General features: G+C 56.6%; 29 protein-coding genes, 2 tRNA genes and 1 pseudogene. 23 read left to right on the top strand and 9 right to left on the bottom strand.

Translation table 11 applies throughout. From position 1 onward, the window contains the following. Window positions 1–978: OprD family outer membrane porin (locus tag A7K61_RS23125; protein WP_069558446.1), on the bottom strand; the 978-nt coding region annotated here is incomplete at its 3' end. Window positions 979–1,718: 740 nt separating this feature from the next. Here A7K61_RS23125 and A7K61_RS23120 point away from each other — a divergent pair. Together A7K61_RS23120 and A7K61_RS23115 are read left to right on the top strand one after the other, a co-directional pair. After that, a complete protein-coding gene (locus tag A7K61_RS23120) occupies window positions 1,719–2,144 on the top strand; it encodes an HIT domain-containing protein (protein WP_069558445.1) in 426 nt (141 codons plus the stop codon). Window positions 2,145–2,147: 3 nt separating this feature from the next. Continuing rightward, a complete protein-coding gene (locus A7K61_RS23115) occupies window positions 2,148–2,354 on the top strand; it encodes a SlyX family protein (RefSeq protein ID WP_003193876.1) in 207 nt (68 codons plus the stop codon). A 72-nt stretch (window positions 2,355–2,426) separates the two neighbouring features. Here the strand turns inward: A7K61_RS23115 and A7K61_RS34095 are convergent, their stop codons facing one another. Beyond that, window positions 2,427–3,029, bottom strand: coding sequence for a cold-shock protein (locus A7K61_RS34095; protein WP_003193875.1), 603 nt, complete (start codon window positions 3,027–3,029; stop codon window positions 2,427–2,429). A gap of 427 nt (window positions 3,030–3,456) precedes the next feature. On the opposite strand from A7K61_RS34095, the gene A7K61_RS23105 reads away from it, so the two are divergent. The 18 genes from A7K61_RS23105 to A7K61_RS23020 all read left to right on the top strand — a co-directional run bounded on the left by A7K61_RS23105 (window position 3,457) and on the right by A7K61_RS23020 (window position 17,072). After that, complete coding sequence (locus tag A7K61_RS23105; RefSeq protein WP_003193874.1) at window positions 3,457–3,930, top strand: Dps family protein; 474 nt, start codon at window positions 3,457–3,459, stop codon at window positions 3,928–3,930. Window positions 3,931–4,109: 179 nt separating this feature from the next. Continuing rightward, window positions 4,110–4,463, top strand: coding sequence for a ribbon-helix-helix domain-containing protein (locus A7K61_RS23100; RefSeq protein WP_047711670.1), 354 nt, complete (start codon window positions 4,110–4,112; stop codon window positions 4,461–4,463). A 163-nt stretch (window positions 4,464–4,626) separates the two neighbouring features. Then, complete coding sequence (locus A7K61_RS23095) at window positions 4,627–4,848, top strand: FmdB family zinc ribbon protein (RefSeq protein ID WP_003193872.1); 222 nt, start codon at window positions 4,627–4,629, stop codon at window positions 4,846–4,848. A gap of 108 nt (window positions 4,849–4,956) precedes the next feature. Then, a complete protein-coding gene (gene aspS / locus A7K61_RS23090; protein WP_032895509.1) occupies window positions 4,957–6,732 on the top strand; it encodes an aspartate--tRNA ligase in 1,776 nt (591 codons plus the stop codon). Between the two features lie 304 nt (window positions 6,733–7,036). After that, a complete protein-coding gene (locus A7K61_RS23085; protein WP_003193870.1) occupies window positions 7,037–7,783 on the top strand; it encodes a YebC/PmpR family DNA-binding transcriptional regulator in 747 nt (248 codons plus the stop codon). Between the two features lie 171 nt (window positions 7,784–7,954). Then, window positions 7,955–8,479, top strand: coding sequence for a crossover junction endodeoxyribonuclease RuvC (gene ruvC / locus A7K61_RS23080; protein WP_019821257.1), 525 nt, complete (start codon window positions 7,955–7,957; stop codon window positions 8,477–8,479). A gap of 70 nt (window positions 8,480–8,549) precedes the next feature. Beyond that, a complete protein-coding gene (gene ruvA, locus A7K61_RS23075; RefSeq protein WP_003193868.1) occupies window positions 8,550–9,161 on the top strand; it encodes a Holliday junction branch migration protein RuvA in 612 nt (203 codons plus the stop codon). Continuing rightward, on the top strand, window positions 9,162–10,220 hold the full coding sequence (gene ruvB / locus A7K61_RS23070) for a Holliday junction branch migration DNA helicase RuvB (RefSeq protein ID WP_003193867.1): 1,059 nt from the start codon (window positions 9,162–9,164) through the stop codon (window positions 10,218–10,220). A gap of 238 nt (window positions 10,221–10,458) precedes the next feature. Then, the gene (gene ybgC / locus A7K61_RS23065) at window positions 10,459–10,914 is read left to right on the top strand and encodes a tol-pal system-associated acyl-CoA thioesterase (RefSeq protein WP_003193866.1); all 456 of its coding nucleotides are present in this window, start codon (window positions 10,459–10,461) and stop codon (window positions 10,912–10,914) included. A gap of 1 nt (window position 10,915) precedes the next feature. Beyond that, on the top strand, window positions 10,916–11,611 hold the full coding sequence (gene tolQ, locus A7K61_RS23060) for a protein TolQ (RefSeq protein ID WP_003193865.1): 696 nt from the start codon (window positions 10,916–10,918) through the stop codon (window positions 11,609–11,611). A 23-nt stretch (window positions 11,612–11,634) separates the two neighbouring features. Continuing rightward, window positions 11,635–12,087, top strand: a complete 453-nt coding sequence (tolR, locus tag A7K61_RS23055; protein ID WP_161793227.1) for a protein TolR — start codon at window positions 11,635–11,637, stop codon at window positions 12,085–12,087. After that, window positions 12,087–13,160, top strand: coding sequence for a cell envelope integrity protein TolA (gene tolA / locus A7K61_RS23050; RefSeq protein WP_003193863.1), 1,074 nt, complete (start codon window positions 12,087–12,089; stop codon window positions 13,158–13,160). The genes tolR and tolA overlap by 1 nt, the downstream gene beginning before the upstream one ends. Before the next feature lie 17 nt (window positions 13,161–13,177). Beyond that, window positions 13,178–14,458, top strand: a complete 1,281-nt coding sequence (gene tolB / locus A7K61_RS23045; RefSeq protein ID WP_032874245.1) for a Tol-Pal system beta propeller repeat protein TolB — start codon at window positions 13,178–13,180, stop codon at window positions 14,456–14,458. A gap of 55 nt (window positions 14,459–14,513) precedes the next feature. Further along, window positions 14,514–15,014 (top strand): peptidoglycan-associated lipoprotein Pal, encoded by a 501-nt coding sequence (gene pal, locus A7K61_RS23040; RefSeq protein WP_003193861.1) that lies wholly within the window; start codon window positions 14,514–14,516, stop codon window positions 15,012–15,014. 6 nt (window positions 15,015–15,020) lie between these two features. Next, window positions 15,021–15,851 (top strand): tol-pal system protein YbgF, encoded by an 831-nt coding sequence (gene ybgF, locus A7K61_RS23035; RefSeq protein ID WP_069558444.1) that lies wholly within the window; start codon window positions 15,021–15,023, stop codon window positions 15,849–15,851. A gap of 164 nt (window positions 15,852–16,015) precedes the next feature. Beyond that, window positions 16,016–16,663 carry a 7-carboxy-7-deazaguanine synthase QueE gene (queE, locus tag A7K61_RS23030; protein ID WP_069558443.1) on the top strand — a complete coding sequence of 216 codons (648 nt, stop codon included), beginning with the start codon at window positions 16,016–16,018 and terminating at the stop codon, window positions 16,661–16,663. Window positions 16,664–16,786: 123 nt separating this feature from the next. Next, window positions 16,787–16,862: transfer RNA gene (locus A7K61_RS23025), tRNA-Lys, on the top strand. Between the two features lie 133 nt (window positions 16,863–16,995). After that, window positions 16,996–17,072: transfer RNA gene (locus A7K61_RS23020), tRNA-Pro, on the top strand. Between the two features lie 169 nt (window positions 17,073–17,241). Here the strand turns inward: A7K61_RS23020 and xerC are convergent. Then, window positions 17,242–18,519, bottom strand: a complete 1,278-nt coding sequence (gene xerC / locus A7K61_RS23015) for a tyrosine recombinase XerC (RefSeq protein WP_019821271.1) — start codon at window positions 18,517–18,519, stop codon at window positions 17,242–17,244. Beyond that, window positions 18,516–20,399: a MobH family relaxase gene (gene mobH, locus A7K61_RS23010; RefSeq protein ID WP_087716012.1), complete on the bottom strand. Its 1,884-nt coding sequence runs from the start codon at window positions 20,397–20,399 to the stop codon at window positions 18,516–18,518. Before mobH ends, xerC begins: the two co-directional genes overlap by 4 nt. A 458-nt stretch (window positions 20,400–20,857) precedes the next feature. On the opposite strand from mobH, the gene A7K61_RS23005 reads away from it, so the two are divergent. Then, window positions 20,858–21,187 carry a hypothetical protein gene (locus A7K61_RS23005; RefSeq protein WP_020303100.1) on the top strand — a complete coding sequence of 110 codons (330 nt, stop codon included), beginning with the start codon at window positions 20,858–20,860 and terminating at the stop codon, window positions 21,185–21,187. A 31-nt stretch (window positions 21,188–21,218) separates the two neighbouring features. On the opposite strand, the gene A7K61_RS23000 is transcribed toward A7K61_RS23005, so the two are convergent. The 5 genes from A7K61_RS23000 to A7K61_RS22980 are packed head-to-tail and all read right to left on the bottom strand — an operon-like array spanning window position 21,219 to window position 25,865. Beyond that, window positions 21,219–22,736, bottom strand: a complete 1,518-nt coding sequence (locus A7K61_RS23000) for a conjugal transfer protein TraG N-terminal domain-containing protein (protein WP_020303099.1) — start codon at window positions 22,734–22,736, stop codon at window positions 21,219–21,221. Further along, window positions 22,733–23,101, bottom strand: coding sequence for a hypothetical protein (locus A7K61_RS22995; protein ID WP_020303098.1), 369 nt, complete (start codon window positions 23,099–23,101; stop codon window positions 22,733–22,735). The genes A7K61_RS23000 and A7K61_RS22995 overlap by 4 nt, the downstream gene beginning before the upstream one ends. A gap of 13 nt (window positions 23,102–23,114) precedes the next feature. After that, window positions 23,115–24,473 carry an integrating conjugative element protein gene (locus A7K61_RS22990; protein ID WP_019821327.1) on the bottom strand — a complete coding sequence of 453 codons (1,359 nt, stop codon included), beginning with the start codon at window positions 24,471–24,473 and terminating at the stop codon, window positions 23,115–23,117. A 22-nt stretch (window positions 24,474–24,495) separates the two neighbouring features. Next, complete coding sequence (locus A7K61_RS22985) at window positions 24,496–25,437, bottom strand: TIGR03756 family integrating conjugative element protein (RefSeq protein ID WP_032905014.1); 942 nt, start codon at window positions 25,435–25,437, stop codon at window positions 24,496–24,498. Next, window positions 25,434–25,865, bottom strand: a complete 432-nt coding sequence (locus tag A7K61_RS22980) for a TIGR03757 family integrating conjugative element protein (RefSeq protein WP_020303095.1) — start codon at window positions 25,863–25,865, stop codon at window positions 25,434–25,436. Before A7K61_RS22980 ends, A7K61_RS22985 begins: the two co-directional genes overlap by 4 nt. Before the next feature lie 198 nt (window positions 25,866–26,063). Between A7K61_RS22980 and A7K61_RS22975 the strand changes: the two genes are divergently transcribed. Both A7K61_RS22975 and A7K61_RS22970 read left to right on the top strand, forming a co-directional pair. Beyond that, window positions 26,064–26,492, top strand: a complete 429-nt coding sequence (locus tag A7K61_RS22975) for a LexA family transcriptional regulator (RefSeq protein ID WP_020303094.1) — start codon at window positions 26,064–26,066, stop codon at window positions 26,490–26,492. Beyond that, window positions 26,482–26,809, top strand: a pseudogene (locus tag A7K61_RS22970) (DNA polymerase V subunit UmuC); the annotation flags it as partial. The gene A7K61_RS22975 and the pseudogene A7K61_RS22970, both read left to right, overlap by 11 nt.

Raw genomic sequence — 26,809 nt, 5'->3', positions numbered from 1 at the left:
GATGGAGTTAGCCAGGAACACAGTGCCGCCGCCGTCTACGCCGTATGCGTAATCGCCGTCACCGCTGACCTTTTGGGCTGCCAGGGTGAAGGTGTGGGCGCCAACGGTGTATGCGCCTTGCAAGCTGAACGCACGGTTATCGAGCTTGGTTGTGCCATCTTTCTCTGCGCGGGTCAGGCCCGCACCATCGCTTTTGGTACTGTAGATGTTGAAATCAACAGCAACAGATTGGTCATCGCTGAGGGCGTGAGTCCAGTTCACGTTGGCGTAGAGTTTCTTCCAGTAGTCTTCTACTTTCGAGTAGTAGAGGCTGGTGGTGAATTCTGGTGTCCAGGAATACACGCCACCGACGAAGTTTGCGTCTCGCAGGCCAGTACCGGTACCGGGTTCGGCGCTGGAGATACTGTCTTTGTAGGTGTGGTCTTGAGCAACAATCGAGGTGAAGTGACCGGCCTCCAGCTTAAGATCCTTGATTTCGTTGCTGGTGATGGAGATGCCTTGAGGCAGTTCCGGCAGCAAGCGGCTGTCATCGGAGGCGAACACTGGCGCGGTGGTGTATTGATCACCGACCTTCAGCACGGTGTTGGAGATACGGAATTTAACCGCTCCGCCGCCTTTGGAGTATTCATCCTGCGAGCGACCATCGGAGCCGGTTGGGAACAGACCGGTGCCGGAACGGCCTTTGCCGCTGTCCAGTTTCACGCCCAAGAGGCCAATGACATCAACGCCAAAACCGACGGTACCCTGGGTGAAGCCCGACTGATACAGACCGTTGAAACCCAGGCCTGTCTCGTTGGTGTAGCTCTTGCCTGAGTCGTTGTTGCGGAAGTCCCGACGGAAGTTCAGCAAGCGGGTGTTGATGCTGAACGTACTGTCTTCAACAAAGCCCTTGGAATCGTCCTGGGCGGACGCCATTGCGAACTGCGAGGTGCCTGCTGAAACAGCCAGGGCGATCATGCTCCACTTCATCACGCGCATCGTGATTTGCTCCTTTGGTTTTAGGAAGAGTACTGCCGTCCCACCTGTATTTTTATCTGGGCGGCTCTTTCTTTTTGTGTCGGCGCAAAGTTAGCTCACGCAGACCCTATTGACGATACTTACTCAACTATCCTTTCAGCTTCTTTACGAGGCTGTCGTAAATCGCTAGATCCATGTCGCAAATTCACAGCCTGAAATGTATCCAGGCTGACAACTTCAATGCTGTTTTCAGACTTCTTTCAAAGTCTGAACACATCCCTGATACACATTGAAACGCCACTATTTTTATCGCGAAACACCTGTGTCCAAACGGGTGCCGTTGCCGACGATAGAGGGGTGAATGCAACAAGCGTGCTCAAACCGCCGACCGAATGTCATTTTTTCGTGAAAAGTGTGATGAACCTGTAAAAACCGCATAAGCACGGGGGTTTTACGCCATTTGGGTTGGGCTTGACGCCAGGGTGTTACCCAGGTTCGGTGGCACCTGAATCCTGTATCTGGGTAAAACGTTACCGGTTGACCCTTATCGGTGGGTAATCGGCGGATCCCTTTGAGGCACAGGTGGGTCATTTTGGTGCATCCCGTTGAGGCCCGGCCCAGCGTTGCTCCTCTGGGTTACTGCCTCTAAAGGGTGCATTTTTTTGCCCGACTGCCTCAAGGCCGCCAGCATTGCCCGTGAAGCCTTGGGCATTCGAAGGTATGCTGGGCACCTGTTACCGACCTGCCGAACGGAGTGCCACGTGTTCGCCTTAGATCAACGCCTGCAACAAGATACCTTGGCCATTGGGGACTTCCCGCTCTGTCGCCTGCTGCTGTCCAATGACGCGAATTACCCCTGGTTCATCCTGGTGCCACGCGTCAACGGTATCAGCGAAGTGTTTCAACTGGATGTCGCAGATCAACAAACCTTGTGGCAAGAAACGACGGCCTTGGCGCAGTTGCTCAACGAGGGTTTGGCGGCCGACAAGATGAACATCGGCGCGCTGGGTAACGTGGTCAGCCAGTTGCATGTGCATGTGATTGTGCGCAAGCGCGACGACGCCGCCTGGCCAGCCCCCGTGTGGGGCAAGCATCCAGCCCAGCCCTACACCGAAGAGCAGGTGGCCGCGATTCTCAGCCGATTGCGCGAGCTATTACCTGCCGACTTCACCTTTACCCAGGACTGAACCATGGACCTGCAAGAACGCGTTACCGACCTGGAAAGCCGCCTGGCCTTCCAGGACGACACCATTGAAACCCTCAACGACATCCTGGTTGCCCAGCAGCGGGCCGTCGAACGCCTGCAATTGCAGATGACTGCACTGCTCAAGCGCCAGGAAGAAATGGGCGGGCAGTTCGAGTCATCCGAAGAAGAAGCGCCGCCGCCCCACTATTGAATGTGCACGCAATAAAAAACCGCGACCCAGCCAAGGCTGGATCGCGGTTTTTTTTGCTGCGAAGGCTAGGAATCAGCGACGCGGCAGGGCAGCGATGACGTCTTCGGCTTGCAGGCCCTTGTCACGGTTCATCACCGAGAACTCCACGCGCTGGCCTTCGACCAGGACGCGATGGCCTTCGCCACGAATGGCTCGGAAGTGGACGAAGATATCGTCGCCCGAATCGCGGGAAATGAAGCCAAAGCCCTTGGAGGTGTTGAACCACTTGACGGTCCCGGTATCCCGGTTGGTCATGTCATAGTTTTGCGACGCGGCCGCTGGAGACGAGCGGTAGAAGCTGATGGCCAGGTGAAGAACGATGGCGACCACAGCAATCACCAGGCTGAGCAGGATGGCCGGATGGCCCCCGACTTCAGGCATGGGCGCCAGGAGGGTGAGGGTTTGTACGACAACAGTCAGCACCAGCAGCGCACTGACCAGGTTTTGCAGTTGATGACGCGTGCCTTTGTTCCAGTAAGGGATTACCGGTGCGAGCGTCAGGTTAAGAAGGCCGAACAAGGCCAGGTACAGGGCGTCGTGTTGTTCCAGATAGGGCAGGCTTTCAGGCTGCAGGCTCGGAATAAAGGACAGCAGCAACGCTGCAACGCCCGTTAGCAGGTGGACGATTTTCAACATTTTGGTTAACTCACGTTAAGACGGATCACAAGGAAGAGCTGACTGGCACGGTTCGCTTCTGAACAATGGGAGGCGTTGAGCACGTGCGCGGGTATCAGCCTATGTGACGTGCCGCAGGAATAAACGGCAGCCACACCGCGTCTATTTAACAGCAAAGGCTGTGCCTACTCAAATCAAGCATTTCGGGGTGTTGCCACGGCCAGGGCATTTCTGCGTCAAACGCTTGTCCTAGACAGGTGCGGGATTTTTCATTGGCATGCCGAGACTCTTCCCACAGGTAAACAGGCTTGCCAAGTCAGATCCCGTAGGCGGTGCGGGGCGATTTGCCGCATGTCGCTCGGGTGTGTCGGGCTGCACATGGCGCACTCTCTTGCTAGAGTGGAGCTGCACCTGATCAATGAATGCTCGTCAATTGAAGGGGAAACACATGGCAATCGATATTGGTATCAGTGAAGAAGACCGTAAATCCATCGTCGACGGACTTTCCCGCCTGCTTTCCGATACCTATGTTCTGTATCTGAAGACCCACAATTTCCATTGGAACGTCACAGGCCCCATGTTTCGTACGCTGCACCTGATGTTCGAGGAGCAGTACAACGAGCTGGCGCTGGCAGTGGACTCCATTGCCGAGCGTATCCGTGCCCTGGGCTTCCCGGCGCCGGGTGCCTATTCGATTTACGCGCGCCTGTCTTCCATCAAGGAAGAAGAGGGTGTGCCGAGCGCCGAAGAGATGATCAAGCAGTTGGTGGCCGGACAGGAAGCGGTCACGCGTACTGCGCGAGGTATCTTCCCATTGCTCGACAAAGTCAGTGATGAGCCGACGGCGGACCTCTTGACCCAGCGTATGCAGGTTCACGAGAAAACCGCGTGGATGCTGCGCTCCCTGCTCGAAAACCAGTAACGGTTAAACCCAGGCGGCGCCTTGGGCGCTGCCTGCTGGTTTCCCTGCGCTTCCTGGCGTTGTCCTACGACTAACTACTCCCCGTCTTCTGGCTGCTCTGCGCTGGCTGCTGTTTTATAGGCCCATCGTCCAATGGGAGAAACCTGTTGGCTGCTGTTTGGCAATGGAGTGTCAGGTGTATGTCACGTGGAGTGGGTAAGGGAGTGATGGAAGCCTGTGGTTTTCACAAGATAAAAGTTGACCCTTTTTCGAAGGGGTTTGATATGGGACTGGCCAAGCCACTGTCCCGGTCGGTCAGGCTCAATGGGTTTTCTACCTGCCTGCGGCTTGAACAGATCTATTGGAACATCCTGACGGAAATCGCCAGGCTCAATACCTGTTCGGTCAGTGCGTTGTTGTCCTATGTCGACCGGGAAGTGCATTTGCGTTACGGAGGCGTGAAGAACTTCAGTGGGCTGGTGAGGGTGGTGTGCGTGGTCCACGTGCTCAAAGGCCGGGGCGCCCTCACGTCCGAGGACACGCTCGCGCAGTAGTCCCGTGGTCGGCCCGTCATCCTGGCGGGCCGGGCCCTGGGCACAAAGCCGGCTGCGCTGTGTTGATTTACCAGATATAATCCCGCGCTTTGCTGCGCATGCCGGGGCTTTATGCACAGGGCAGGGCGTGGCGCTGTAACGATCTGATCGCCGAGACATCTCCATGCCCATGTACGACTATCAATGCGCTTCCTGTGGTCATCAGTTGGAAGCCATTCAGAAGATCAGCGCCGCGCCGCTGGTCGATTGCCCTGCCTGCCAGGCACCTGAGTTGAAGAAGATGTTGTCCATGCCGGGCTTCCGCCTGAGCGGCAGCGGCTGGTACGAGACCGATTTCAAGACCGGCGCCAAGAAGAACCTGGCGGGCGGCGACAAAGCAGACTGAGTTGAACTCTACGCGCAGGCTCCTGCATTATCCGTCCCCTGCTTAACTGTACGGTGACGAGGCAGGCCTGCCACCGAATTTCGAATTACGAGAAGTGAAACCACGACCATGATGCGCAGCCACTATTGCGGCCAACTGAACGAGACCCTGGAAGGTCAGGAAATCACCCTTTGCGGATGGGTTCACCGTCGCCGCGACCACGGCGGGGTGATCTTCCTCGATATCCGTGACCGTGATGGTCTGGCCCAGGTGGTGTTCGACCCGGACCGCGCCGAGAGTTTTGCCGCCGCCGACCGCGTGCGCAGCGAATACGTGGTGAAGATCACCGGCAAGGTACGCCTGCGTCCGGCCGGTGCCGTGAACAAGAACATGGCGTCCGGCGGCATCGAAGTGCTGGGCTATGAGCTGGAAGTGCTGAACGAGTCGGAAACCCCGCCGTTCCCACTCAACGAATACTCCGATGTGGGCGAAGAAACCCGCCTGCGCTACCGCTTCCTGGACCTGCGTCGTCCGGAAATGGCCGAGAAGCTGCGCCTGCGTTCGCGCATGACCACCAGCATCCGCCGCTTCCTTGACGAAAACGGCTTCCTGGACGTCGAAACGCCGATCCTCACCCGGGCCACCCCGGAAGGCGCGCGTGACTACCTGGTACCGAGCCGTACCCACGCCGGCAGCTTCTTCGCCTTGCCGCAATCGCCACAGCTGTTCAAGCAACTGCTGATGGTGGCCGGCTTCGACCGTTACTACCAGATCGCCAAGTGCTTCCGTGACGAAGACCTGCGCGCTGACCGTCAGCCGGAATTCACCCAGATCGACATCGAGACCAGCTTCCTCGATGAAACAGAGATCATGGGCCTGACCGAACAAATGATCCGCAACCTGTTCAAGGAAGTGCTGGGCCTGGAGTTCGGCGAATTCCCGCACATGACCTTCGAAGAAGCCATGCGCCGCTACGGTTCCGACAAGCCAGACCTGCGTAACCCGCTGGAACTGGTGGACGTGGCCGACCAGCTCAAGGACGTCGACTTCAAGGTGTTCAGCGGCCCGGCCAACGACCCTAAATGCCGTATCGCCGCCCTGCGCGTGCCTGGCGGCGCGAGCATGCCGCGCAAGCAGATCGACGACTACACCAAGTTCGTCGGCATCTACGGTGCCAAGGGCCTGGCGTACATCAAGGTCAACGAGCGCGCCAACGGCGTCGACGGCCTGCAATCGCCGATCGTGAAAAACATCCCTGAAGCCAACCTGAACACGATCCTTGATCGCGTCGGTGCGGTTGACGGCGACATCGTGTTCTTCGGCGCCGACAAGGCCAAGATCGTCAGTGAAGCCCTGGGCGCGCTGCGTATCAAGCTCGGTCACGACCTGAACCTGCTGACCTGCGAATGGGCACCGATGTGGGTTGTGGACTTCCCGATGTTCGAAGAGAACGACGACGGCAGCTTCAGCGCCTTGCACCACCCGTTCACTGCGCCGAAGTGCTCCCCGCAAGAGTTGGAAGCCAACCCTGCAGGCGCGCTGTCCCGTGCCTACGACATGGTGCTCAACGGTACTGAACTGGGTGGCGGCTCGATCCGTATCCACCGCAAAGAGATGCAACAAGCGGTCTTCCGCCTGCTGGGCATCAACGAAGCGGAACAGGAAGAGAAATTCGGCTTCCTGCTCGACGCCCTGAAATACGGCGCACCGCCGCACGGTGGTTTGGCGTTCGGCCTGGACCGTCTGGTAATGCTGATGACCGGCGCCCAGTCGATCCGTGAAGTGATCGCCTTCCCGAAAACCCAGAGCGCTGCGGACGTCATGACCCAGGCGCCAGGTGTGGTGGATGCCAAGGCCTTGCGCGAGTTGCACATCCGCCTGCGTGAGACGCCGAAGGCTGAGTAAGGCTGCTGCGTGAAAGCGCGATAAAGTGGTAGGCAGTCAACAAGGCGCATCTTCGGATGCGCCTTTGCGTTTAAAAGAGGGAAATCTCGCCTGGGGCGTAATGGCGTTCAGTTAAGGCTTTTTGTAGGAGCGAGCTTGCTCGCGAAAAACTCACAGGCGCCGCGTTCAATCAGGAAGCACGCGTTATCATTGACGTTTTTCGCGAGCAAGCTCGCTCCTACAGAGGGCGATATACGCTTAACTGAACGGCATTACGCCGGGAGGCGGGATTGATAAGGTTTCTAGAGAATTTCGGAGTTGTGTTATGGCTGGCCATTCCAAGTGGGCGAACATCAAGCACCGCAAAGAGCGTCAGGATGCCAAGAAGGGCAAGATCTTCACCAAGTGGATTCGCGAACTGACCGTCGCTGCCCGTCAGGGCGGCGGTGACCCAGGCTCCAACCCGCGTCTGCGCCTGGCGCTGGACAAGGCGTTGGGCGCCAACATGAGCCGCGACATCATTGATCGCGCCGTGGCCCGTGGCGCCGGTGCGGCCGATACTGACGACATGGTCGAGCTGACCTACGAAGGCTATGGCCCGGGCGGCGTGGCGGTGATGGTCGAATGCATGACCGACAACCGCAACCGTACCGCGGCAGCCGTACGCCATGCGTTCAGCAAATGCGGTGGCAACCTCGGCACGGATGGTTCGGTGGCCTACCTGTTTGAACGCAAGGGGCAGATCACCTTCGCACCGGGCACCGATGAAGACGCGCTGATGGAAGCTGCGATGGAAGCGGATGCCGATGACGTGGTCACCAACGAAGACGGCTCCATCGATGTGTTCACCTCGTTTGCCAGCTTCTACGCCGTGCGTAACGCCCTGGAAGCCGCTGGTTTCAACGGCACCGACGCGGAAATCGTGATGCTGCCGACCACCAGTGCCGAACTGGACCTGGACGGTGCGCAGAAGGTACTGAAGCTGCTGGACATGCTTGAAGACCTGGATGACGTGCAGAATGTGTATTCGAATGCCGACATCCCTGAGTCTGTGGCCGAACAGCTCACTTAAGAACGATGAATATCCACTGTGGGAGCTGGCTTGCCTGCGATAGCATCACCTCGATTTGACAGAAGCACCGAGGTGCCCGCATCGCAGGCAAGCCAGCTCCCACAGGGGTTCTATGCTGTTACACAAATGTGTGCCTGGCACATACCGTTGTAAATCCAACCCGCAGGCGTTATGACTTTAATCCTAGGTATCGACCCCGGTTCGCGCATCACCGGTTTTGGCGTGGTGCAGCAGACCCCGCGCGGCTGTGTGTACGTTGCCTCGGGCTGCATCCGCACCGGTGCCGGCGAGCTGGCCGAGCGGCTGCAGATCGTTTATCGCGGCGTGCGTGAAGTCATCCAGACCTACGGCCCGGTCACCATGGGCATCGAAAAAGTGTTCATGGCCAAGAATGCCGACTCGGCGTTGAAGCTTGGCCAAGCCCGTGGCGCCGCCATCGTGGCGGGTGCCGAGGAGGGCATGGAGATCGCTGAATACACCGCGACCCAGGTCAAGCAGGCCGTGGTCGGTACCGGTGGTGCCAATAAGGAGCAGGTGCAGATGATGGTGATGCACATGCTCAAGCTCACTTCAAAGCCGCAGATCGACGCCTCGGACGCCCTGGCCATCGCCATTTGCCATGCGCACACCCGTTCCAGCCTGCTGCCTCACGGCTTGGGCGCAGCACGTAGTCGTGGCGGGCGCCTGCGTCTCTGATAGCATCAGCGCAATCGTTATTTTTGCGGTCAGGCCTTGAACTGACCCCCAAGCTTTAAGGATCTGAACCGTGATTGGACGCTTGCGCGGCACCCTGGCTGAGAAACAGCCGCCGCACCTGATTCTGGATGTGAATGGGTTGGGTTATGAGCTGGAAGTGCCCATGACCACCCTGTATCGCCTGCCGTCGGTCGGCGAGCCGATAACCTTGCATACGCATTTGGTGGTGCGTGAAGACGCGCAACTACTCTATGGTTTCATCGGCAAGCGCGACCGCGATTTCTTCCGCGAGCTGATTCGTCTCAATGGCGTGGGGCCCAAATTGGCCCTGGCCTTGATGTCGAGCCTGGAAGTGGATGAATTGGTGCGTGCCGTATCCGCCCAGGACACCTCGGCCCTGACCAAGGTGCCGGGAGTGGGCAAGAAGACCGCCGAGCGCTTGCTGGTCGAGCTCAAGGACCGCTTCAAAGCCTGGGAGGTGGTACCGAGCATGTTCGCCCTGGTACCGAACCAGCCGGATATGCCGGCGGCCCAGGTTGCCAGCGCCGAAAGCGATGCGGTCAATGCGCTGATCTCCCTGGGCTACAAGCCCCAGGAAGCCAGCAAGGCCGTATCGGCCATCAAGGACAAGAACCTGAGCGCTGAAGACATGATTCGCCGTGCCCTGAAGGGAATGATTTAAGTGATTGAAGCCGATCGTCTGATCGCGGCCACCGGCCCGCGTGACCGTGAAGAAGTCCAGGACCGGGCCATCCGCCCGCTGAGCCTGGCCGAATACATCGGCCAGCCCACCGTGCGCGAGCAGATGGAGCTGTTTATCCAGGCCGCGCGCGGGCGCAGTGAGTCCCTGGACCACACCTTGATCTTCGGCCCGCCGGGGTTGGGCAAGACCACCCTGGCCAATATCATCGCCCAGGAAATGGGCGTGTCGATCAAGTCCACCTCCGGCCCGGTGCTGGAACGGCCGGGTGACCTGGCAGCGCTGCTGACCAATCTTGAACCCCATGACGTGCTGTTTATCGACGAAATCCATCGCTTGTCGCCGATTGTCGAGGAAGTGCTGTACCCGGCCATGGAAGACTTCCAGCTCGACATCATGATCGGCGAAGGCCCGGCGGCCCGCTCGATCAAGCTCGACCTGCCGCCATTCACCCTGGTGGGCGCGACCACCCGTGCGGGCATGCTGACCAACCCGCTGCGAGACCGTTTCGGTATTGTTCAACGTCTAGAGTTCTATAGCACCGCCGATCTGGCGACCATTGTCAGCCGTTCGGCGAGTATCCTTGGCTTGCCCCTGGACCCGGAAGGCGCCTTTGAAATCGCTCGACGTGCTCGTGGCACGCCGCGAATCGCCAACCGCCTGCTGCGCCGCGTGCGCGACTTTGCCGAGGTGCGCGCCAAGGGCCACATCACCAAGGCCGTGGCGGACTTGGCCTTGAACCTGCTGGATGTGGACGAGCATGGCTTCGATCACCAGGATCGACGCCTACTTTTGACCATGATCGAGAAATTCGACGGTGGCCCGGTCGGCGTGGACAGCCTGGCCGCAGCCATCAGTGAAGAACGCCATACCATTGAGGATGTGCTGGAGCCGTACCTGATCCAGCAGGGCTACATCATGCGAACCCCGCGTGGCAGGGTGGTGACGCGTCATGCTTACCTGCACTTTGGGCTAAACATTCCGTCACGATTGGGAGAGATGCCCGTGGTAGACGAATTCCTCGATGCAGTAGACGATTAAAAAATTGCAGGAGCGAGCTTGCTCGCGAAAAACGCCAACGATAATGCGGTATGTCTGGTTATACGTGGCGCGCTCAGGTTCTTCGCGAGCGAGCTCGCTCCTACAGGGTATTTGTCATGTGGGGTGATTTATCCGAGCTTTGTGCTGTCCCAGTGTCTGGCGTCGTCATTTGAAAGCGTTCAGGAATGAAAAAACAGTTGCCCAGCCAATTGGCAACCTGAGGAGTAAGCACTAGAGTATGCGCGCGCAAAACGGGGATCAGTCGTTCGCACATCGCTGTCGCGTTTATTACGAGGACACCGATGCCGGCGGCATCGTTTATTACGTCAATTACCTGAAATTCATGGAACGGGCTCGAACCGAGCGGCTGCGGGAGTTGGGTTTTGCCCAGTCCGAGCTGGTAGGCGAGGACCTGTTATTCGTCGTGCATTCCAGCGAGGCGCGTTACCACGCACCGGCGCGACTGGACGACGAATTGCTGGTCAGTGCCGAAGTCATCGAATTGAACCGTGCCAGCCTGCGTTTCAAACAGCAGGTCAGGCGGGCCACGGATGCAACGCTGCTCTGTGAGGGGCAGTTCCTGGTGGCGTGTGTGCGCACCAACAGCTTGAAACCTCGGGCCATTCCCGAAACTCTACGTGCGGCCTTTGCCGCCGTGAGCGGCGCGGGTCAACAATCAAAGCAGGAGATTTAGCGTGGAACCTACCGTCGTCGACCATTCCTCCATGTGGAGCCTGGTCAGCAATGCCAGTGTCGTGGTTCAACTGGTCATGCTGACCCTGGTAGCCGCATCGGTTACCTCTTGGGTCATGATTTTTCAGCGCAGCAACATGCTGCGTGCCGGTCGACGTGCCCTGGAGAGCTTTGAAGAGCGCTTCTGGTCGGGTATCGACCTGTCCAAGCTGTACCGCCAGGCCGGCAGCAACCCGGACCCGGACTCGGGCGTCGAGCAGATCTTCCGTGCCGGCTTCAAGGAATTCTCCCGTCTGCGCCAGCAGCCTGGTGTAGACCCGGAAGCGGTGATGGAAGGCGTGGCCCGTGCCATGCGCGTGGCCATCTCCCGCGAAGAAGAGAAACTTGAGCAGGGCCTGCCGTTCCTCGCCACCGTGGGTTCCGTCAGCCCGTACATCGGCCTGTTCGGTACCGTATGGGGCATCATGAACTCCTTCCGCGGCCTGGCCCAGGCGCAGCAAGCCACACTGGCCACCGTGGCCCCGGGTATTGCCGAAGCCTTGATCGCCACCGCGATCGGCCTGTTCGCCGCTATCCCCGCAGTAATCGCCTACAACCGTTTTGCCGCCACCAGCGAAACCTTGATCGGCCGTTACTACACCTTCGCCGATGAATTCCAGGCGATCCTGCACCGTAAAGTGCACACCAGCGAAGAATAAGCAGGTAATTCCCAATGGCTTTAATCGCTCGAGCTCGCAAAAAGCGCAAGCCGGTCGCCGAGATGAACGTAGTGCCCTACATCGACGTGATGCTGGTACTGCTGGTGATCTTCATGGTGACCGCGCCGATGCTCAACCAGGGCGTGAAGGTTGATCTGCCCAAGGTTTCCAGTGAAGCCTTGCCGCAGGACAACAACACTCAGGTCCTGACCATTTCGATCAAGGCTGACAAGACCTATTACTGGAACCTTGGCAGCGAAGTCGACACGCAAAAGCAGCAGGACAAGGCCCTGACCTTGCCGGCCATGACCGATGCGGTGACCAAGATCATTCGCTCCGGCAACGAAGGCGGCAAGCACACCCAGGTGTTTATCCGGGGCGACAAATCGGTCGACTACGGCTCCGTCATGGGTGCCATGGGCGGGCTGCAGAAGGCCGGCGTCGGTAACGTTGGCTTGATTACCGAGGCGCCCTGATGCAGCAACAGCGAGAGCCGTCCGCCTCGGAAAGCTACTTCTGGCCTGGCGTGTGGGCAATTGCCCTGCACGTCCTGGTGTTCGGCATGCTGTTCGTCAGCTTTGCCATGACGCCGGACCTGCCGCCAGCCAAGCCGATCGTGCAGGCGACCCTGTATCAGCTGAAATCGAAAAGCCAGGCCACCACCCAGACCAATCAGAAGATTGCGGGTGAGGCCCAGAAGTCGGCCGCGCGCCAGACTGAAGTCGAGCAGATGGAACAGAAGAAGGTCGAGCAGGAAGCGGTGAAGGCTGCTGCGGAACAAAAGAAAGAAGAGGCGGCTCAAAAGGCCGAGGAATCGAAAAAGGCTGACGAAGCCAAGAAGGCCGACGAGGCGAAAAAGGCTGATGAAGCCAAGAAAGCCGAGAAAGCTGCCGAAGCGAAAAAGGCCGAAGAGAAACAATTGGCTGATATAGCCAAGAAGAAATCGGAAGAAGAAGCCAAGAAGGCTGCCGAAGAAGAGGCCAAGAAAAAGGCCGCTGAAGAAGCCAAGAAAAAGATCGTCGAAGACGCGAAGAAGAAAGCCGCCGAAGACGCCAAGAAAAAAGCTGAAGCAGACGAGGCGAAGAAGAAAGTCGCCGACGAAGCGAAGAAGAAAGCTGCCGCCGACGCCTCCAAGAAGAAGGCCCAGGAAGCAGCGCGCAAATCCGCCGAAGAGAAAAAGGCCCAGGCCCTGGCAGATTTGCTTTCCGACACGCCGCAGCGTCAGCAAGCCTTGGCCGATGAGCGTGGCGATGAAGTCGCGGGCAGTTTCGACGACCTGATACGGGCGAGGGCAGCAGAAGGTTGGACACGTCCACCTTCGGCACGTAAAGGCATGACAGTAGTGCTGCAGATCGGCATGTTGCCGGACGGTACGGTGACTTCGGTCAGCGTGGCCAAGTCCAGTGGTGACGGTTCGTTCGACAGTTCGGCGGTTGCCGCGGTCAAGAACATTGGCCGGTTGACCGAGATGCAGGGAATGAAACCAAGTGACTTCGCTCCCTATCGTTCATTCAAGATGACATTCACACCTGAGGATCTAGCCTTGTGAGAAACCTTCTTCGAGGAATGCTTGTCGTTATTTGCTGTATGGCAGGGATAGCGGCGGCAGATGAAAAGAACATCCTGGTAACCAGCGGCAGTGATCGGGCCACCCCGATTGCAGTCGTGCCGTTCGGTTGGCAGGGCGGCAGCGTGCTGCCGGACGACATGGCCCAGATCGTCAGCGACGACCTGCGTAACTCCGGTTACTACGCGCCGATTCCAAAAGGCAACATGATCAGCCAGCCAACCCAGGCCAGCGAAGTCATCTTCCGTGACTGGAAGGCGGTCGGTGCCCAGTACCTCATGGTCGGCAGCATCACGCCGGCCGGCGGTCGCCTGCAGATCCAGTACACGTTGTTCAACGTGGCCACCGAGCAGCAGGTTCTGACCGGCAGCGTATCGGGTACCGCCGAGCAACTGCGCGACATGGCTCACTACATCTCGGACCAGTCGTTTGAAAAACTCACCGGTATCAAAGGGGCGTTCTCGACGCGCCTGCTGTATGTCACGGCTGAGCGTTTCTCTGTAGACAACACCCGCTACACCCTGCAGCGTTCGGACTATGACGGTGCACGTGCAGTGACTTTGCTGCAGTCCCGTGAGCCAATCCTGTCGCCGCGCTTTGCGCCGGACGGCAAGCGTATTGCCTACGTATCGTTCGAACAGCGTCGCCCGCGTATCTTTGTGCAGCACATCGATACTGGCCGTCGTGAGCAGATCACCAACTTCGAAGGCCTCAACGGTGCGCCAGCCTGGTCGCCGGATGGTTCACGCCTGGCTTTCGTGCTGTCCAAGGACGGCAACCCGGATATCTACGTGATGAACATGGCCTCGCGTCAGCTCTCGCGCGTGACCAGCGGCCCGGGCATCAACACCGAACCGTTCTGGGGTAAGGATGGTTCGACCATCTACTTCACCTCCGACCGTGGCGGCAAGCCTCAGGTCTACAAGGCAAATGTGAACGGCGGCGGTGCGGAACGTGTGACCTTTATTGGTAACTACAACGCCAACCCCAAGCTTTCGGCCGATGAAAAGACGTTGGTGATGATTCACCGTCAGGATGGTTTCACTAATTTCCGGGTTGCGGCCCAGGATTTGCAGCGCGGAACCGTAAAAATCCTTACAGATACCAACCTTGATGAGTCAGCCACTGTTGCGCCCAACGGCACCATGGTAATCTACGCCACCCGCCAGCAGGGCCGGGGAGTCTTGATGCTCGTGTCCATCAATGGACGCGTAAGGCTCCCACTTCCTACCGCACAAGGCGAAGTCAGAGAACCATCCTGGTCCCCTTACCTGAACTGACGCGGCGCTACAAAAAGAAGTACTTAACACACTGGGGTTCATTAGGAGTTTCACGATGGAAATGCTGAAGTTTGGTAAGTTTGCTGCTCTGGCTCTGGCTCTGTCCGTAGCCGTTGGTTGCTCCTCTAAAGGCGGCGACAATGCCGGTGAAGGCGCAGCTGTTGATCCAAACGCTGGTTACGGCGCCAACACTGGTGCGGTCGACGGCTCCCTGAGCGAAGAAGCTGCTCTGCGCGCTATCACCACTTTCTACTTCGAATACGACAGTTCGGACCTGAAGCCAGAAGCCATGCGCGCTCTGGACGTTCACGCCAAGGACCTGAAAGCTAACGGCGCTCGCGTTGTTCTGGAAGGTAACACTGACGCCCGTGGTACTCGTGAGTACAACATGGCTCTGGGCGAGCGTCGTGCGAAAGCCGTTCAGCGCTACCTGGTACTGCAAGGTGTTGCTCCAGGCCAACTGGAACTGGTTTCCTACGGTAAAGAGCGTCCAGTTGCAACTGGCAACGACGAACAGTCGTGGGCTCAGAACCGTCGCGTCGAACTGCGTAAGTAATTCGTCATGCGAACGTGCCGTCGTGCTCTAACTGTATTGGCTCTCAGCGTCGCACCGCTTGCGGTGTGGGCTGCGGTTCCTGTAACGGATAGCAACTCAGGCTATAACAATAGCGGGAGCAGTTATCCGCCAGCAGGTTATGGCACGAACGGCGCCTATGCGGGGGGAGCGGCTACGTCCGCTCCCTCGGCACAGGGCGAGCTGTTCAACCAGCTGCAACGCATGCAGGATCAATTGGCGCAGCAACAAGGCACCATTGAAGTTCTGCAAAATGAAGTGCGTCAGCTGAAGCAAGAAGGCCTGGAGCGATACCAGGATCTTGATCGTCGTATTGGAGCCGGTGTTGCACCTGCCGCTACTCCTGATAATTCTTCTGCCGGTGGCGCACCCAGTGCCGCTGCCGGTAGCGCCGCAGCGGAGGTCGCTGCTGCCGCCCCTGCTGCGAGCAGCGAGCCGGGTGATCCAGCGAAGGAAAAACTGTATTACGATGCAGCCTTCGACCTGATCAAGGCCAAGGACTTTGATAAAGCCAGCCAGGCTTTTACCGCTTTCCTGCGCAAATACCCTAACAGCCAGTACGCGGGCAATGCCCAGTACTGGTTGGGTGAGGTCAACCTGGCAAAGGGTGATTTGCAAGCGGCGGGCCAGGCTTTTGCCAAGGTCAGCCAGCTGTACCCCAAGCATGCCAAGGTTCCGGATTCGCTGTACAAACTCGCTGATGTAGAACGCCGCCTGGGTCATACTGACAAGGTCAAAGGCATTCTGCAGCAGGTGGTTGCCCAGTATCCGGGTACCTCCGCGGCGCAGTTGGCCCAGCGGGACCTGCAACGCTTGTAAGCCATGCAGCCCGTTTAGAAGAAACCCGCGCTTGTCGCGGGTTTTTTCGTTAGAATCCACGCCCTTTTATGAAACACGCTTCCTGGGGTTGACGCGTTGGCGCAATCCCTTGAAGTGCCTGACGGAGGCGGACAGCCTGTTTAGCTGTTACGCCCGTGGCGACTATGCAAGACACATTACGTATTACCGAAGTCTTTTACTCGTTGCAGGGTGAAACGCGCACTGCTGGCCTGCCCACTGTCTTTGTACGGTTGACCGGCTGCCCATTGCGCTGCCAATACTGTGACAGCGCCTACGCCTTCAGTGGCGGCACCGTGCGCACCCTCGACGACATCCTGGAACAGGTTGCCAGCTACCGGCCACGCTACGTCTGCGTGACGGGCGGCGAGCCCTTGGCGCAACCCAACGCCATCCCATTGCTCAAGCAACTGTGTGATGCCGGCTACGAGGTTTCACTGGAAACGAGCGGCGCCCTGGACATCTCTGCGGTCGATTCGCGCGTCAGCCGCGTCGTCGACCTCAAGACCCCGGACTCCAAGGAAGTCCACCGCAACCGCTACGAGAACATCGACTTGCTGACGGCCAACGATCAGGTCAAGTTCGTCATCTGTTCTCGCGACGATTACGACTGGGCCACTTCCAAGCTGATCCAGTATGGCCTGGAGCGCCGTGCGGGCGAGGTACTGTTCTCGCCCAGCCACCACGACCTGAATGCGCGGGAGCTGGCCGACTGGGTAGTGGCGGACAACCTGCCGGTGCGCCTGCAATTGCAGCTACACAAGTACCTGTGGAACGACGAGCCAGGGCGCTGATCAGGCGGCTGCGAGAGGCGTTCTACCCACCGAATTACCGTTCAAATGCGTTTTTTCTGATTTATTTAAAATAAGGTGTTGAATAATCCTTAGAAATCAGTATTATACGCGCCACCACACAGCGGGTCGTTAGCTCAGTTGGTAGAGCAGTTGGCTTTTAACCAATTGGTCGTAGGTTCGAATCCCACACGACCCACCATTTTCAAAGCGGATGTGTGTTAAGTAGGGCGGAGTTGAGCAGTATCTACTCGATCGACATGCAGCCGTCTGCGGCAAACAGTAGTTTTGTTGTCGCATGATGTCAATGTGCAACGGCTTTTCGTTGCACATGCCGGGGTATAGCGCAGTCCGGTAGCGCGCCTGCTTTGGGAGCAGGATGTCGGGAGTTCGAATCCCCCTACCCCGACCATTTCCGCTGAAAAAGACGCCTTTTAGGCGTCTTTTTTTTGCCTTTTTTTTGTGCGTTCATATTTTTTGCGCGCAGATGCCTCTACCAACGCGATGTTGGCATGCGCGATACGTGCTTGTAAGCAGTAGGGCGCTGCTGCTCCGCCGGCGCGCTTAACCCTGATCGGTTGTCATGGTGATAATTTGGTTGGTCTCGCTAACTCAGCACTCGAATACCCTGATGCCACGCTTGGCCTTCTGATTGCAGAAGACATGAGAGCAGCTAGGGTATTCATTTCTGCAGGCGGATGTTCCTGATCGCGCTGAGGTTCCTGTATTTCACCAAAGTAATTGGCTACGTGATTCAAAGCTTGCTTAAGCGTTGGATTCGTCGACAGTTCCATGGCTATGGCTATTTCTTCCAAGGCTTTGGAAGAGGGCAGCTTCACAGTCGGTCTATCTAGCCTTCTGACCGTCCCATGTGATCGTGATGACGCTCCGCTCGTGTCTTCGCGCCGGATACGTCTTAATGCCCCTTGCATCACGCTACGCTCATGCAGGACCGTGCGCATGTGGCTGTAGTCGACCTCGACATAGCTCATCGTCGTCGCGATGTTTGAATGATTCAGCAGGTTTTTCGTGAGATGAATATTTCGATCTGGTTCTTTCATCAGATCTGTGGCCAAGGTATGACGAAAACGATGGGGGGTGATTCGGGCTCCAAATTTTTGGGTCAGCTTACGGTACATTGCTTCGACCTGATCCGATGTCATTACTCGCCCACGGTAATGCATTGAAAAACGGTTTACGTTGAACAATTGATCATCTGGGGTGAAGCCAGCGCGCTTCGCTTTATCCAAAATTAGTTTTAGGTGGGGCGCGAGACCTTCCATGATGGGCACAGAGAACTCTCGATGTGTTTTTTCCGTTTCACCACGGATTAGAATCATCTGCTTATCAAGATCGACGTCTTTGTAGCGCAAATGCAATAAAGCATTCAGTCGTATGCCGGTGTAGTAGAAAACCTCGAATACAGCAAGCCAAAACCAAGCGGGTGTGACTTGGCTGCGCTCATTTGTGCAGCGCTCTTGTGCCTCTAGCGTGTCGAGCCAATTCCGAGATCTTTGAATTAAATTTGCATCGAGTATTTTGCTAGGGCGTTTTGGGGGAATTACACAGGTTTCTATGAATGGGTTGACCGTCGTATGTTTAAGCATTTCGTGCTTTATCGCATATTTCCATACAGTACGAAGGTGACTCGAATAAGTATTCCAACTGCGTTTTGCCTTACCATTTGCCAGAAACTCCTTTCGCCACGCGAGGATCGACCGATGATCAATCTGTTCGATTGGGGTGGTCCCAAAATGTGCGAGCATCGCTTTGGTTGAGGATAGATAAGTCTTTGCAGATGCAGGTCGAAGGTCACGCGCAAAGATGTATTCCTCCGTAAGTAGCAAGGCGGTGGTCATTGTTGGGACTCCATTGATTCTAATTTTAAAGAAAGGCTTGCGTTATCGAGAGGTACTTCTGAGAAAATCGTGAGGGGGTCCAATAGTAAGTAACCCTTCAGCTGTTTTGATTTGCGAGGGCCGATTACGTCGCAGTTCCAGATATTCAGGCTCTTCAGGGTTTTACGATGAAGTTTTTGCTTCTCGAAACTTCGTTGAACCAACTGCCAAGCGTTGACTTGCTGTGCTTTGGCTTGCTGTTCAATGTGGGGGAACTCAAGGACGTAGCGCTTGAATATTCCTGGCGTCACCAACATAGCGGTCCCGGCTACTGTATGGACCAGTGCTTTGGTGTCGTTAATAATGATTTTTCGAGAGGCGATCCCTTGTTTAAGCCATTCAACGAATCCCTGGCCGAGCTCGGTGTTGCTGGGCATTGAAATGACTTCTTTATCAGTTGGTGAAGGCACGCCTCCTGGGTTAGGAGAGTGAAGGGGCTCGCTATCATCCGGTTTCGCCGACACGCTCTGTATTGGTGACAAGGGGCTGTTTTGGGTTTCCTCTAGTGGCTCATTGACATTATTTAGTAGTGCCAATAGCGCGTCAAATTCAGCTGGATCATTCGAAGGGCGCTGTGGTGTATCAGCGGATGCCGTTGGTGACGGCGTTAATGGCGCTGGAGCAGCATTAGCTTCAGTCGCTTTAGGTGAGCTTTTCACTGGAGCAGCGCTGGGACTTTGCGCCTCAAGCTCATCCACTGCATTGCCAGCCTCAACCTCAAGGGTGCCTGCGTAAACGGTGGGCCGTTCGTTGGGATCACTCCAAATCAGTGAGGGTGAAAGCTTGAGCAGGGTGAAGGTATTTCGCCAGCCGCGACCGTTGTCGATTGTTGCTTTCCAGATGGCCTTATCCTGGGCATTGGTCTGGATAACACCCTGGTCCTGCAGCATGTTGAAGAAGGGCGCGTTCGAACTGGGTACGCCTTCAACGCCTTGGGTCAGCAAGTAAGCGCGTAGTTGATCGGCAATCGGTTTGCTGACGAGCCATAGAGCCTCTTGTGTCAGCCACCCATCTGAGGGGCCATCAGGCTGATTCAGCTTGAACGTGTCACGCACCAGGTAGCGCAAACCGTCCGCCAGTTGACGTTGCAAGGACTGTTTTGGCGCTGACAACGCACGAGCAGGGTTACCGCCGAGCTCCTGCGCGACCGAGGCTTGGTCGGCCTTGACCACAATCTCGCCCAATATGCCGGCGTGCTCATACTGGCCGGCCAGCACAAAGATCAGTTGCGACCAGGCTTCGGGGAACCCGCTGAGCCAGTCCAGGATTTCCGAGGAAAGGATCTGCGCGTAGATCAGTGCGGCAGCGGCCCCGTGCAATTGGTAGTTGCGTCCTTTCACATAGCGAAAGCGATAAGGGCGGTTGATTGGGCCATGCCATGGGTGCCAGGTTTTACCTCCCTCCAGTTCGATGTGCACGTCGACGGCAATCTTGCCGAGGTCGTGAATCAGAGCGCCATAAGCAGCTGCGGCCGTCCACGCTTCGGCCTGGGCCGATTGAGACTCCGGAGGTGCGCCGATGGGTAGGAGGTAGGTCTGTCGAATCTTCAGCGCATAGGCGACGATCTCTAAGCCGTGATCAAGCATCCCGCCTGGGTGTGCATGGTGGTGGTTCTGCGAGGCAGGGAGCTGCTGGACCAACTCTGCGTAGCGCTCCAGTGGGCGCCGATAGAGCTCCACAAACTGTGAGCGTGATAACGAAGCACGCTGCCAGATGTTCTCCAGCAATTTTTGACGCCGTGGGGTCGCCAGCAGATCCTGTCCCTGGGCAGGTTTCAGAAAACCGTTTGGTGAAGGGGCGGCAGCAGGCAAGGGTTTGCTGCGGCGGAAAAATGAGAACATCACCAGCTCCATCAATGAATCATGGACTGGCTTTTCCGCTATCTGGTGGGTTTACTTCAATGGGAAAAGGTCACCGGCTGCGTTAGGGTATTTCGAGAGGCGTTACGCCATCAGTGTGACGCTCCATGTGATTTCGCCTGCGCAGAACAGTTGCACGACGAGGTTCCGAACCCTTTTTTTATTGAGTGTCGCTCCATGAGTTGCAACGAACAGCAGGTGAGGGCGACGACCTTTTTGCGTAGCAAGCCCTTTCGGGTAGGGCTTTTACCCTTGTGAACCATTCCATTCGCTTTTAGAGACCATTTACCCTTTTGGGCCATTTGGCGGTGGGTGGGGGTAGGGCGTCCGCGAACTCATGACGGCGCACCCGTTTATCCATTGGCCTTGCGGCAGCGCGAAATCAGGATTATAAATAATGTCAAAGCGCCTCCAGTTTAAGGAGGGCTAGGAGAAGCATGATGACCGCATACACCTCACAGACCGTTGCAAGCCGCTTGGGCTATAGCCTTGGTCGTGTGGTGCGCTTCTTTCTGCATGATTCGAATCTAGTGCTTCGTTGGTTCAAACGGCTGACGTTGTTATCAGTAGTGCTTTTTTTCTCGGTACCACTGTTCAACTGGATAATTGGCCTGTTGACTGCAGTAGCTTTCATCGCGACTACCGCGCTGATCATGGCTAAGGTTGATAATCAAGAGACTGTTAATGTTCAAAGCAAGTCTCAGAGTCTCTGGGATCGGAATGGTCCAAACAGTTTGTGGCGTCGTGAAGACGAAAGCCAAAAGTGGTGAGGCATGAAGTGTTGTGCATTGTCTACATCCCTCACTTTGTAATTTTGCTTTCTGCTGTTTGACCAACTTTCTCTCCAGCACCTCGAACGGCTAGTGTTCCACTCGTAAGTCCCTCTAGCGCCTTACCTGCACTAATACCCGCCCATCCAAGTGCTCCTATCCAGAACAACGGTAGGATGATAAACATCGAACCCATCACGAAATTCAGGATTGCATCCTGAGTCGTAGCGTTCAATCCCATGACAGGGTCAAATGACAAATGGGGTGAGCCTGCTCCATACAGGGCGTCCAGGATAGTTGTATCTACCCACCGTGCCAGTTGAAACCAAAAGTCCACGAAGATCAGCGCAAAAAATACCACTGTCATGGTCATTGCTACTTTCAACTGATAAGCGCCGACGATCAGTACCAGCGGGATACAAATCACCATCGCCATCTTCAAGAACGCCATGACCATTGGTAGCGCCTGACGAACCATGTCCATGGCAGGGAAGTAGGCCATGGATCCCAGTGCAACTCCAAGAGTGCCGGCTGCCCGAGCTGCGCCATTCCACACCGTCCCGTTAATTTGCCCACCGTAGTCCGTATAAACATCTCCTTTCACCTGGTTCGACGGTGAGACCAGTTGCCGAACAAGCGAGTCGGTTACTTCGTCCTGGGACAACCACTTCGCCCAACCAAGCATTTTTGTCATGAGGTCAGGTGATACCTGATCTTTGATACGATCTCGTAAGCCTACTCCGCTATCGGACCACCATTGTTTACAGGTTGGATATCCTCCACCTCCGCTAACCTGAGGCAACCCCACATCACGCGAAGCACTGTATGGCCAGGAAGTTCTGGGAGTCTTGGAGTAGTCTGTGTCGTAGTAGCCCGAGGTGTTCAGCAAGAAGTGGGAGCCGATCCAACTAAGGTCCTGCAAGAACTGGGGGTCATTGGCTTTCGTGCCCACATCTGGTTGACGCATGAAAAGTCGGGCGCGTGAAGGTCCGTAACAGTCGTGGGTAAAGTCGCCGATCTCCTGGGCCAGCAACGGGTTATTGATCTTGGTGTTGTTTACGTCCATTCGCATCTGTCGCAGATCGGTCCCGCAAGGTATGGCTGCGACCGCACCACTGGTCAACCCTTTTGACAACGCATGCATAAACGCCCACCACATTGGCATCTGCGCACTCTTTCCAGCCAGAGAGCTAAATGTCGTGTTCCAGCCGGTGTCAGCTGGTTTGGGTAAGTTGTACTGGCATTGCTGGGCTCTACTTTGATCGAACGCCAAGGTATCGAAACTCACATTGACGGCAGGGACTGCGAAGAATGCGACGACGACGTAACCAACATAGATGTTGGTCTCGATCCGGGCCAGTGAAAGCACGCCTTTGTTACCCTCATCAGCCCCTTCACCACGGACCTTGAGCCATTCTCGAATCACGATTATGCAGAAGGGCAGGGCGAACAGACCGGTATCCGAAATCATGTCCCAGATGCCGTTGTTGATGATCCAGCCCACCAGGGTGAGGTAGTACTCCAGATAGTCATTGGTGTAGAGGGTCACTGGACACCTCCTGCTTGATACAGCACTTTGCTCATCTCAACCATGGCAAACAATAAAACCACCATGACCTCGATCTTCAGCAACCCTTTGCGCCTCGATTGCGTCAAACGAGCCTTGAGCTTGAGCCAGGCAACCGTCAACGCGATATAAAGCATCAGTCGCCAGGTGAAGAGCGGCCAGTAGTTTTCGACACGCCATGCTTGCCATTGCTCAGCACTGTCGAACACGCTCATCAATACGGCGCTGAGTAGCACTACGAGGGCGGTAGTAACAAGTAGAGTGCCTAGCACAAGTAGAATGCCCCACCCGACACGTCTAGTCAGTGAGCGGTTGGGGGCGGCGACAGGATCTTGAATATCAGTCATTGCCTACACCTCACTATTTGCTCTTGGCAGGTGATTGCAACTGATTCAGGCGATCCGTTTCTGGATCTCCTGGAAATACGCCGCGTGAGTCTTCGGCCCGAGCTTTGCCGCGTTCAATGATGGTCAGTGGTGAGTTCTTCGCGAGCTGCTGACGCATGTCCAGCTCCATCTTCAGGTTGCCAATTTCCTGTTGCAGCGACGAGCTCTGCTGACCGACTGCCTGCACGGCCAGGTCGTTAGCCGCGACGTTTGGTTCTCGGCTACCTGCCATCAAGGTACGTTGAAGGGTCAACGCTTTCTCCAGTACGTCGGACAGCGCGACTTCGGAGGCAAGTCTGCGAGCGAGTACGTCTTGATCTCGCTCATCCTTGAGAGCCGCCACAACACCACGGGTGATGGGCAGAGAGTTGCTACTTGCAGCCTCAAGGTTCTCGACCGATAGACTTTTTCTTCCAGTCAGCAGCTCCTGCAGTGCTTTAAGCTTAGTGTCGTATGTTTCCTGGATCAGCGGCGTGAGGCCTACACCTGCTGCTGTCACCGTTTTAGGGCAACTGTCACAGGTTTGTTGTTGCTGTTCTCCCAGCACGCGATTGGCGAATGTGGTCGCTTCTTGGGGCGATGACCAGACATTGCAGACCATGCCGTTGTTGCAGCTGTCTTTGCTGATCGTGCCGGTATCGCCGGCCGTGCGTTTGTTCAGCAGGTTGTAACCCGCTTTGGTGACGTCACCGACAATGCGGATTGGCTTCTGGCCGGAACCTCCTGCTCGATCACCCCCAACCCAGGTGACGCCATCGTTGCCACCTTTCTTTTCGACCTGCTCCACAGCCGACACTGCGTCCGTGTTGGACGTCAGCGCCTGGCTCATTGCTTGACCTTCAGCAAGCTTGCCCCAGCCCATTTGATTGCCGGCGATATCCGCCATTTTTTCGCCAATGGCCCTGCAGGTGCCTTTGGACCGGTCAAAGTCCAACCGAGCCTGCAAGATGCCATTCGTGATGAGGTTGTACAGCGCTGGGTTTGCGCGTTGGAGGATCAAGGCTGGCAGCGAGGCGACGGCGCTGGTGGCGTTCTGCACCACCGAGCTCATGATGTTCTGGAATCCAGAGGTGGCACCATTCAACTGGTTTTGCAGGGTGTTGCTCATGCTCATGTTTCCGCAGACCAGGTTGTTGTTCCAGCCACCGCCGACGGAAATACTGTCCATATTGCCGGCGCTCCCCATGGTCACGGCGTTCCCCCCGCCGATGTTGTAGAGCACGTCGTCACCAATGACGCTGCCAGAGGAGGAGACGTTGATTGGGTCAGCAGATTGCGCTACTGCGCTGCTAAAACAGCAGATGAGGCAGATCGCCAAGGGGGTGAGTTTCATGTAGTGCTCCAGTCGCTGAAGTTCATTGGAAGTCCGTACTGCCGAGGAAAGTCTGGCCACGACGTTGGCAGCACGAATACGGGCGCCAAAGCGCCCAGGCGTAGCCACCGTCCTGGGCATCGATGTTGGGTCCGATGGTGGGAAATGTTGCGCAGGTGGGATTGAGCACCGGGGTCAGTTCCTGCCATTTGCCGGTGGAGGCGTCACCTTCGCGCAGTGGTCCCGCTGGCCAGTAACCTGGATAGGGAAGGGCGAGCATCGGCAGGTAGACGTGAACTTGACCGAGGCGAGTGGTCACATCGCCTGCACGTTGTGCAATGACGGCACCGGTCTTGTAGTCATCGGTCTGGTTGAGAAAGCCGCTACGGGGGTAGACATTCCCCCAACTGCTTGCAGTGAGCAGGCTACCGACCTCACGCATCCCTGGGATAAGCGCCTCGGGGTATACAGCTTCAGGTACGCCGTACCGCCAGGCTATGGGGTCCAGGGTGCTAAGGAAGTAGGGGACTAGTGGTAACGTTGCGCCTTTGCAGACATAGCCAGAGGCGCTGGCGAACTGACTCAGTGCCGCACCACCAGGATGGCCGATCACATCGGCTTCCTTGAACTTGATCATGTTGTTTTCGGCGACGTGGTTGGTGGTGCCATCGTTACCTGCTTGAGCCATCGGGTTAGGTGTGCCGAGAGGCGACATCTCTATCCAGGGGTTCATCCCCGTATTTGAGTATGCAGACACCACGGCGTCCGGGACGTAGTGACGAACCTTGGTCGAAGTTTTGACCTTGCAGCCGAAGGGTGTGCAGAGCAGCCAATAGCAAATGCCGACGACTTTGTATTCCAGACAGGTCGGCGACAGCGTCGAAGCAATGATTGTGGCCGAAGTGATCGCAGCTGATGCGCTGAAGGACAAGCTGAAGGCGATGGCCAGTGACAGTGGGCGGATCGCTAAGCGTGAGCGTCTCATCGTGACAGGCTCCTAGCTCGATCAATCTGCGCTATGGCTTTTGCCACGTCCGCCTCCCCGTACACAACGTAGTGGCGGTCGACGACAACTGCGGGGATTTTTTCAACCCCCACACTCCAGGCATCTGTAATGCCCTGCTGTGCTTGAACCAGGTCGCTTTGAAGACGTTTGCCGGCTGGACTTGCTAAGTAACGTTGAATGGTTGCTTCAGCCTGGCGTTGATCGTTAGGAAGCTGTTGAGACAGCAGCTCTTCGAGGCGTTGCTGGTCGTCGAGACGAATGATGCGCACGCCAGTAGGTACGGACACAGGATGTGCGTGATCAGTGATGACCCACGTTTCCGCGTGTGCTGTGGCAGACAGTAACGTTAAGGCCATGGAAGCAAGCCAATGCTTCGTCGTGCGGGAAGGCTTATGGATAGGGGGCATCGCACCGTACCTAAAGTGAGTTCAGGTACAGGAAACCGGATGGCCGCGTTGAGTGCAGTAAGAAATAGGAGTTCGAGTGATATAGGTTTTCCGCAGGGCTCAATTCAGGTCGGAGGGCATTTGGTCGGCTCAAATTGACGAGACTTCTGCGGCGCAGTTAACTGTGTATCCATACAGTTATTTGTTCAGGCTAGGTTTATGAGCGTGACCCTTCTTGGTCCCATTGCCAGCGGTGGTGTATCACTTCCACTGTATTCCTCCCAGGTGTCTGCCGGTTTTCCATCGCCGGCAGCCGATCACCTTGAAAAATTGATCTCGCTCGATGAGCTGTTTGAGATCCGAGCCCCCCACATGTACCTGGCCAAGATCCAAGGCGACAGCATGCAAGGCGCCGGTATTTTCAGCGGTGACCTGGTGGTGGTTGATCGAAGCAAAACGGCGCGGCATGGCGATATCGTCATTGCGGCACTCAATGCAGAGTGCGTGTGCAAGCGTCTGCACAAGCTGGATGATCAGGTGGTGTTGATGGCCGAAAATCCCAAATTTCCGCCCAGGTACGTCATGGAGGGGGACGAACTGGTTATATGGGGTGTGGTGAATTACAGCGTTCGCAACCATGCACGTTAAAACTGCGCTCTACGCGGGCTTGCCCGTGTTCGGCCTGGTAGATTGCAATCATTTTTACGGCGCGGTTGAGCGTGTTTTCCGGCCAGACCTCGCCCACACCCCCATTGTTGTTCTCAGTAACAACGACGGCTGCGTGATCGCCCGTACTTACGACGCCAAACCTTACGTCAAAATGGGCGCGCCCTATTTCCAGATCAAGGACACGTTGCGCCGGCACGGAATTGTGGCTTTCAGCAGCAATTACGCGCTGTACGGTCAAATGTCCGAAAGGGTGATGACCCTCATAGAATCAATGGTTTGCGACAGCGAAGTGTATT

Origin of the sequence: Pseudomonas sp. AP42 (assembly GCF_001728935.1) — a bacterium.
In the GTDB taxonomy this organism is placed as follows: Bacteria; Pseudomonadota; Gammaproteobacteria; order Pseudomonadales; family Pseudomonadaceae; genus Aquipseudomonas; species Aquipseudomonas lactis.
This window is presented reverse-complemented; position numbering and strand designations above follow the sequence as displayed.

Excerpts from the sequence above, each read along its gene's own strand:
- A7K61_RS23115 (WP_003193876.1), top strand. The coding sequence starts at position 2,148 with ATGGACCTGCAAGAACGCGTTACCGACCTGGAAAGCCGCCTGGCCTTC.
- A7K61_RS34095 (WP_003193875.1), bottom strand. The coding sequence starts at position 3,029 with ATGTTGAAAATCGTCCACCTGCTAACGGGCGTTGCAGCGTTGCTGCTG.
- A7K61_RS23105 (WP_003193874.1), top strand. The coding sequence starts at position 3,457 with ATGGCAATCGATATTGGTATCAGTGAAGAAGACCGTAAATCCATCGTC.
- A7K61_RS23100 (WP_047711670.1), top strand. The coding sequence starts at position 4,110 with ATGTCACGTGGAGTGGGTAAGGGAGTGATGGAAGCCTGTGGTTTTCAC.
- A7K61_RS23095 (WP_003193872.1), top strand. The coding sequence starts at position 4,627 with ATGCCCATGTACGACTATCAATGCGCTTCCTGTGGTCATCAGTTGGAA.
- aspS (WP_032895509.1), top strand. The coding sequence starts at position 4,957 with ATGATGCGCAGCCACTATTGCGGCCAACTGAACGAGACCCTGGAAGGT.
- A7K61_RS23085 (WP_003193870.1), top strand. The coding sequence starts at position 7,037 with ATGGCTGGCCATTCCAAGTGGGCGAACATCAAGCACCGCAAAGAGCGT.
- ruvC (WP_019821257.1), top strand. The coding sequence starts at position 7,955 with ATGACTTTAATCCTAGGTATCGACCCCGGTTCGCGCATCACCGGTTTT.
- ybgC (WP_003193866.1), top strand. The coding sequence starts at position 10,459 with ATGCGCGCGCAAAACGGGGATCAGTCGTTCGCACATCGCTGTCGCGTT.
- tolA (WP_003193863.1), top strand. The coding sequence starts at position 12,087 with ATGCAGCAACAGCGAGAGCCGTCCGCCTCGGAAAGCTACTTCTGGCCT.
- tolB (WP_032874245.1), top strand. The coding sequence starts at position 13,178 with ATGCTTGTCGTTATTTGCTGTATGGCAGGGATAGCGGCGGCAGATGAA.
- pal (WP_003193861.1), top strand. The coding sequence starts at position 14,514 with ATGGAAATGCTGAAGTTTGGTAAGTTTGCTGCTCTGGCTCTGGCTCTG.
- ybgF (WP_069558444.1), top strand. The coding sequence starts at position 15,021 with ATGCGAACGTGCCGTCGTGCTCTAACTGTATTGGCTCTCAGCGTCGCA.
- queE (WP_069558443.1), top strand. The coding sequence starts at position 16,016 with ATGCAAGACACATTACGTATTACCGAAGTCTTTTACTCGTTGCAGGGT.
- xerC (WP_019821271.1), bottom strand. The coding sequence starts at position 18,519 with ATGACCACCGCCTTGCTACTTACGGAGGAATACATCTTTGCGCGTGAC.
- mobH (WP_087716012.1), bottom strand. The coding sequence starts at position 20,399 with ATGTTCTCATTTTTCCGCCGCAGCAAACCCTTGCCTGCTGCCGCCCCT.
- A7K61_RS23005 (WP_020303100.1), top strand. The coding sequence starts at position 20,858 with ATGACCGCATACACCTCACAGACCGTTGCAAGCCGCTTGGGCTATAGC.
- A7K61_RS22995 (WP_020303098.1), bottom strand. The coding sequence starts at position 23,101 with ATGACTGATATTCAAGATCCTGTCGCCGCCCCCAACCGCTCACTGACT.
- A7K61_RS22990 (WP_019821327.1), bottom strand. The coding sequence starts at position 24,473 with ATGAAACTCACCCCCTTGGCGATCTGCCTCATCTGCTGTTTTAGCAGC.
- A7K61_RS22985 (WP_032905014.1), bottom strand. The coding sequence starts at position 25,437 with ATGAGACGCTCACGCTTAGCGATCCGCCCACTGTCACTGGCCATCGCC.
- A7K61_RS22980 (WP_020303095.1), bottom strand. The coding sequence starts at position 25,865 with ATGCCCCCTATCCATAAGCCTTCCCGCACGACGAAGCATTGGCTTGCT.
- A7K61_RS22975 (WP_020303094.1), top strand. The coding sequence starts at position 26,064 with ATGAGCGTGACCCTTCTTGGTCCCATTGCCAGCGGTGGTGTATCACTT.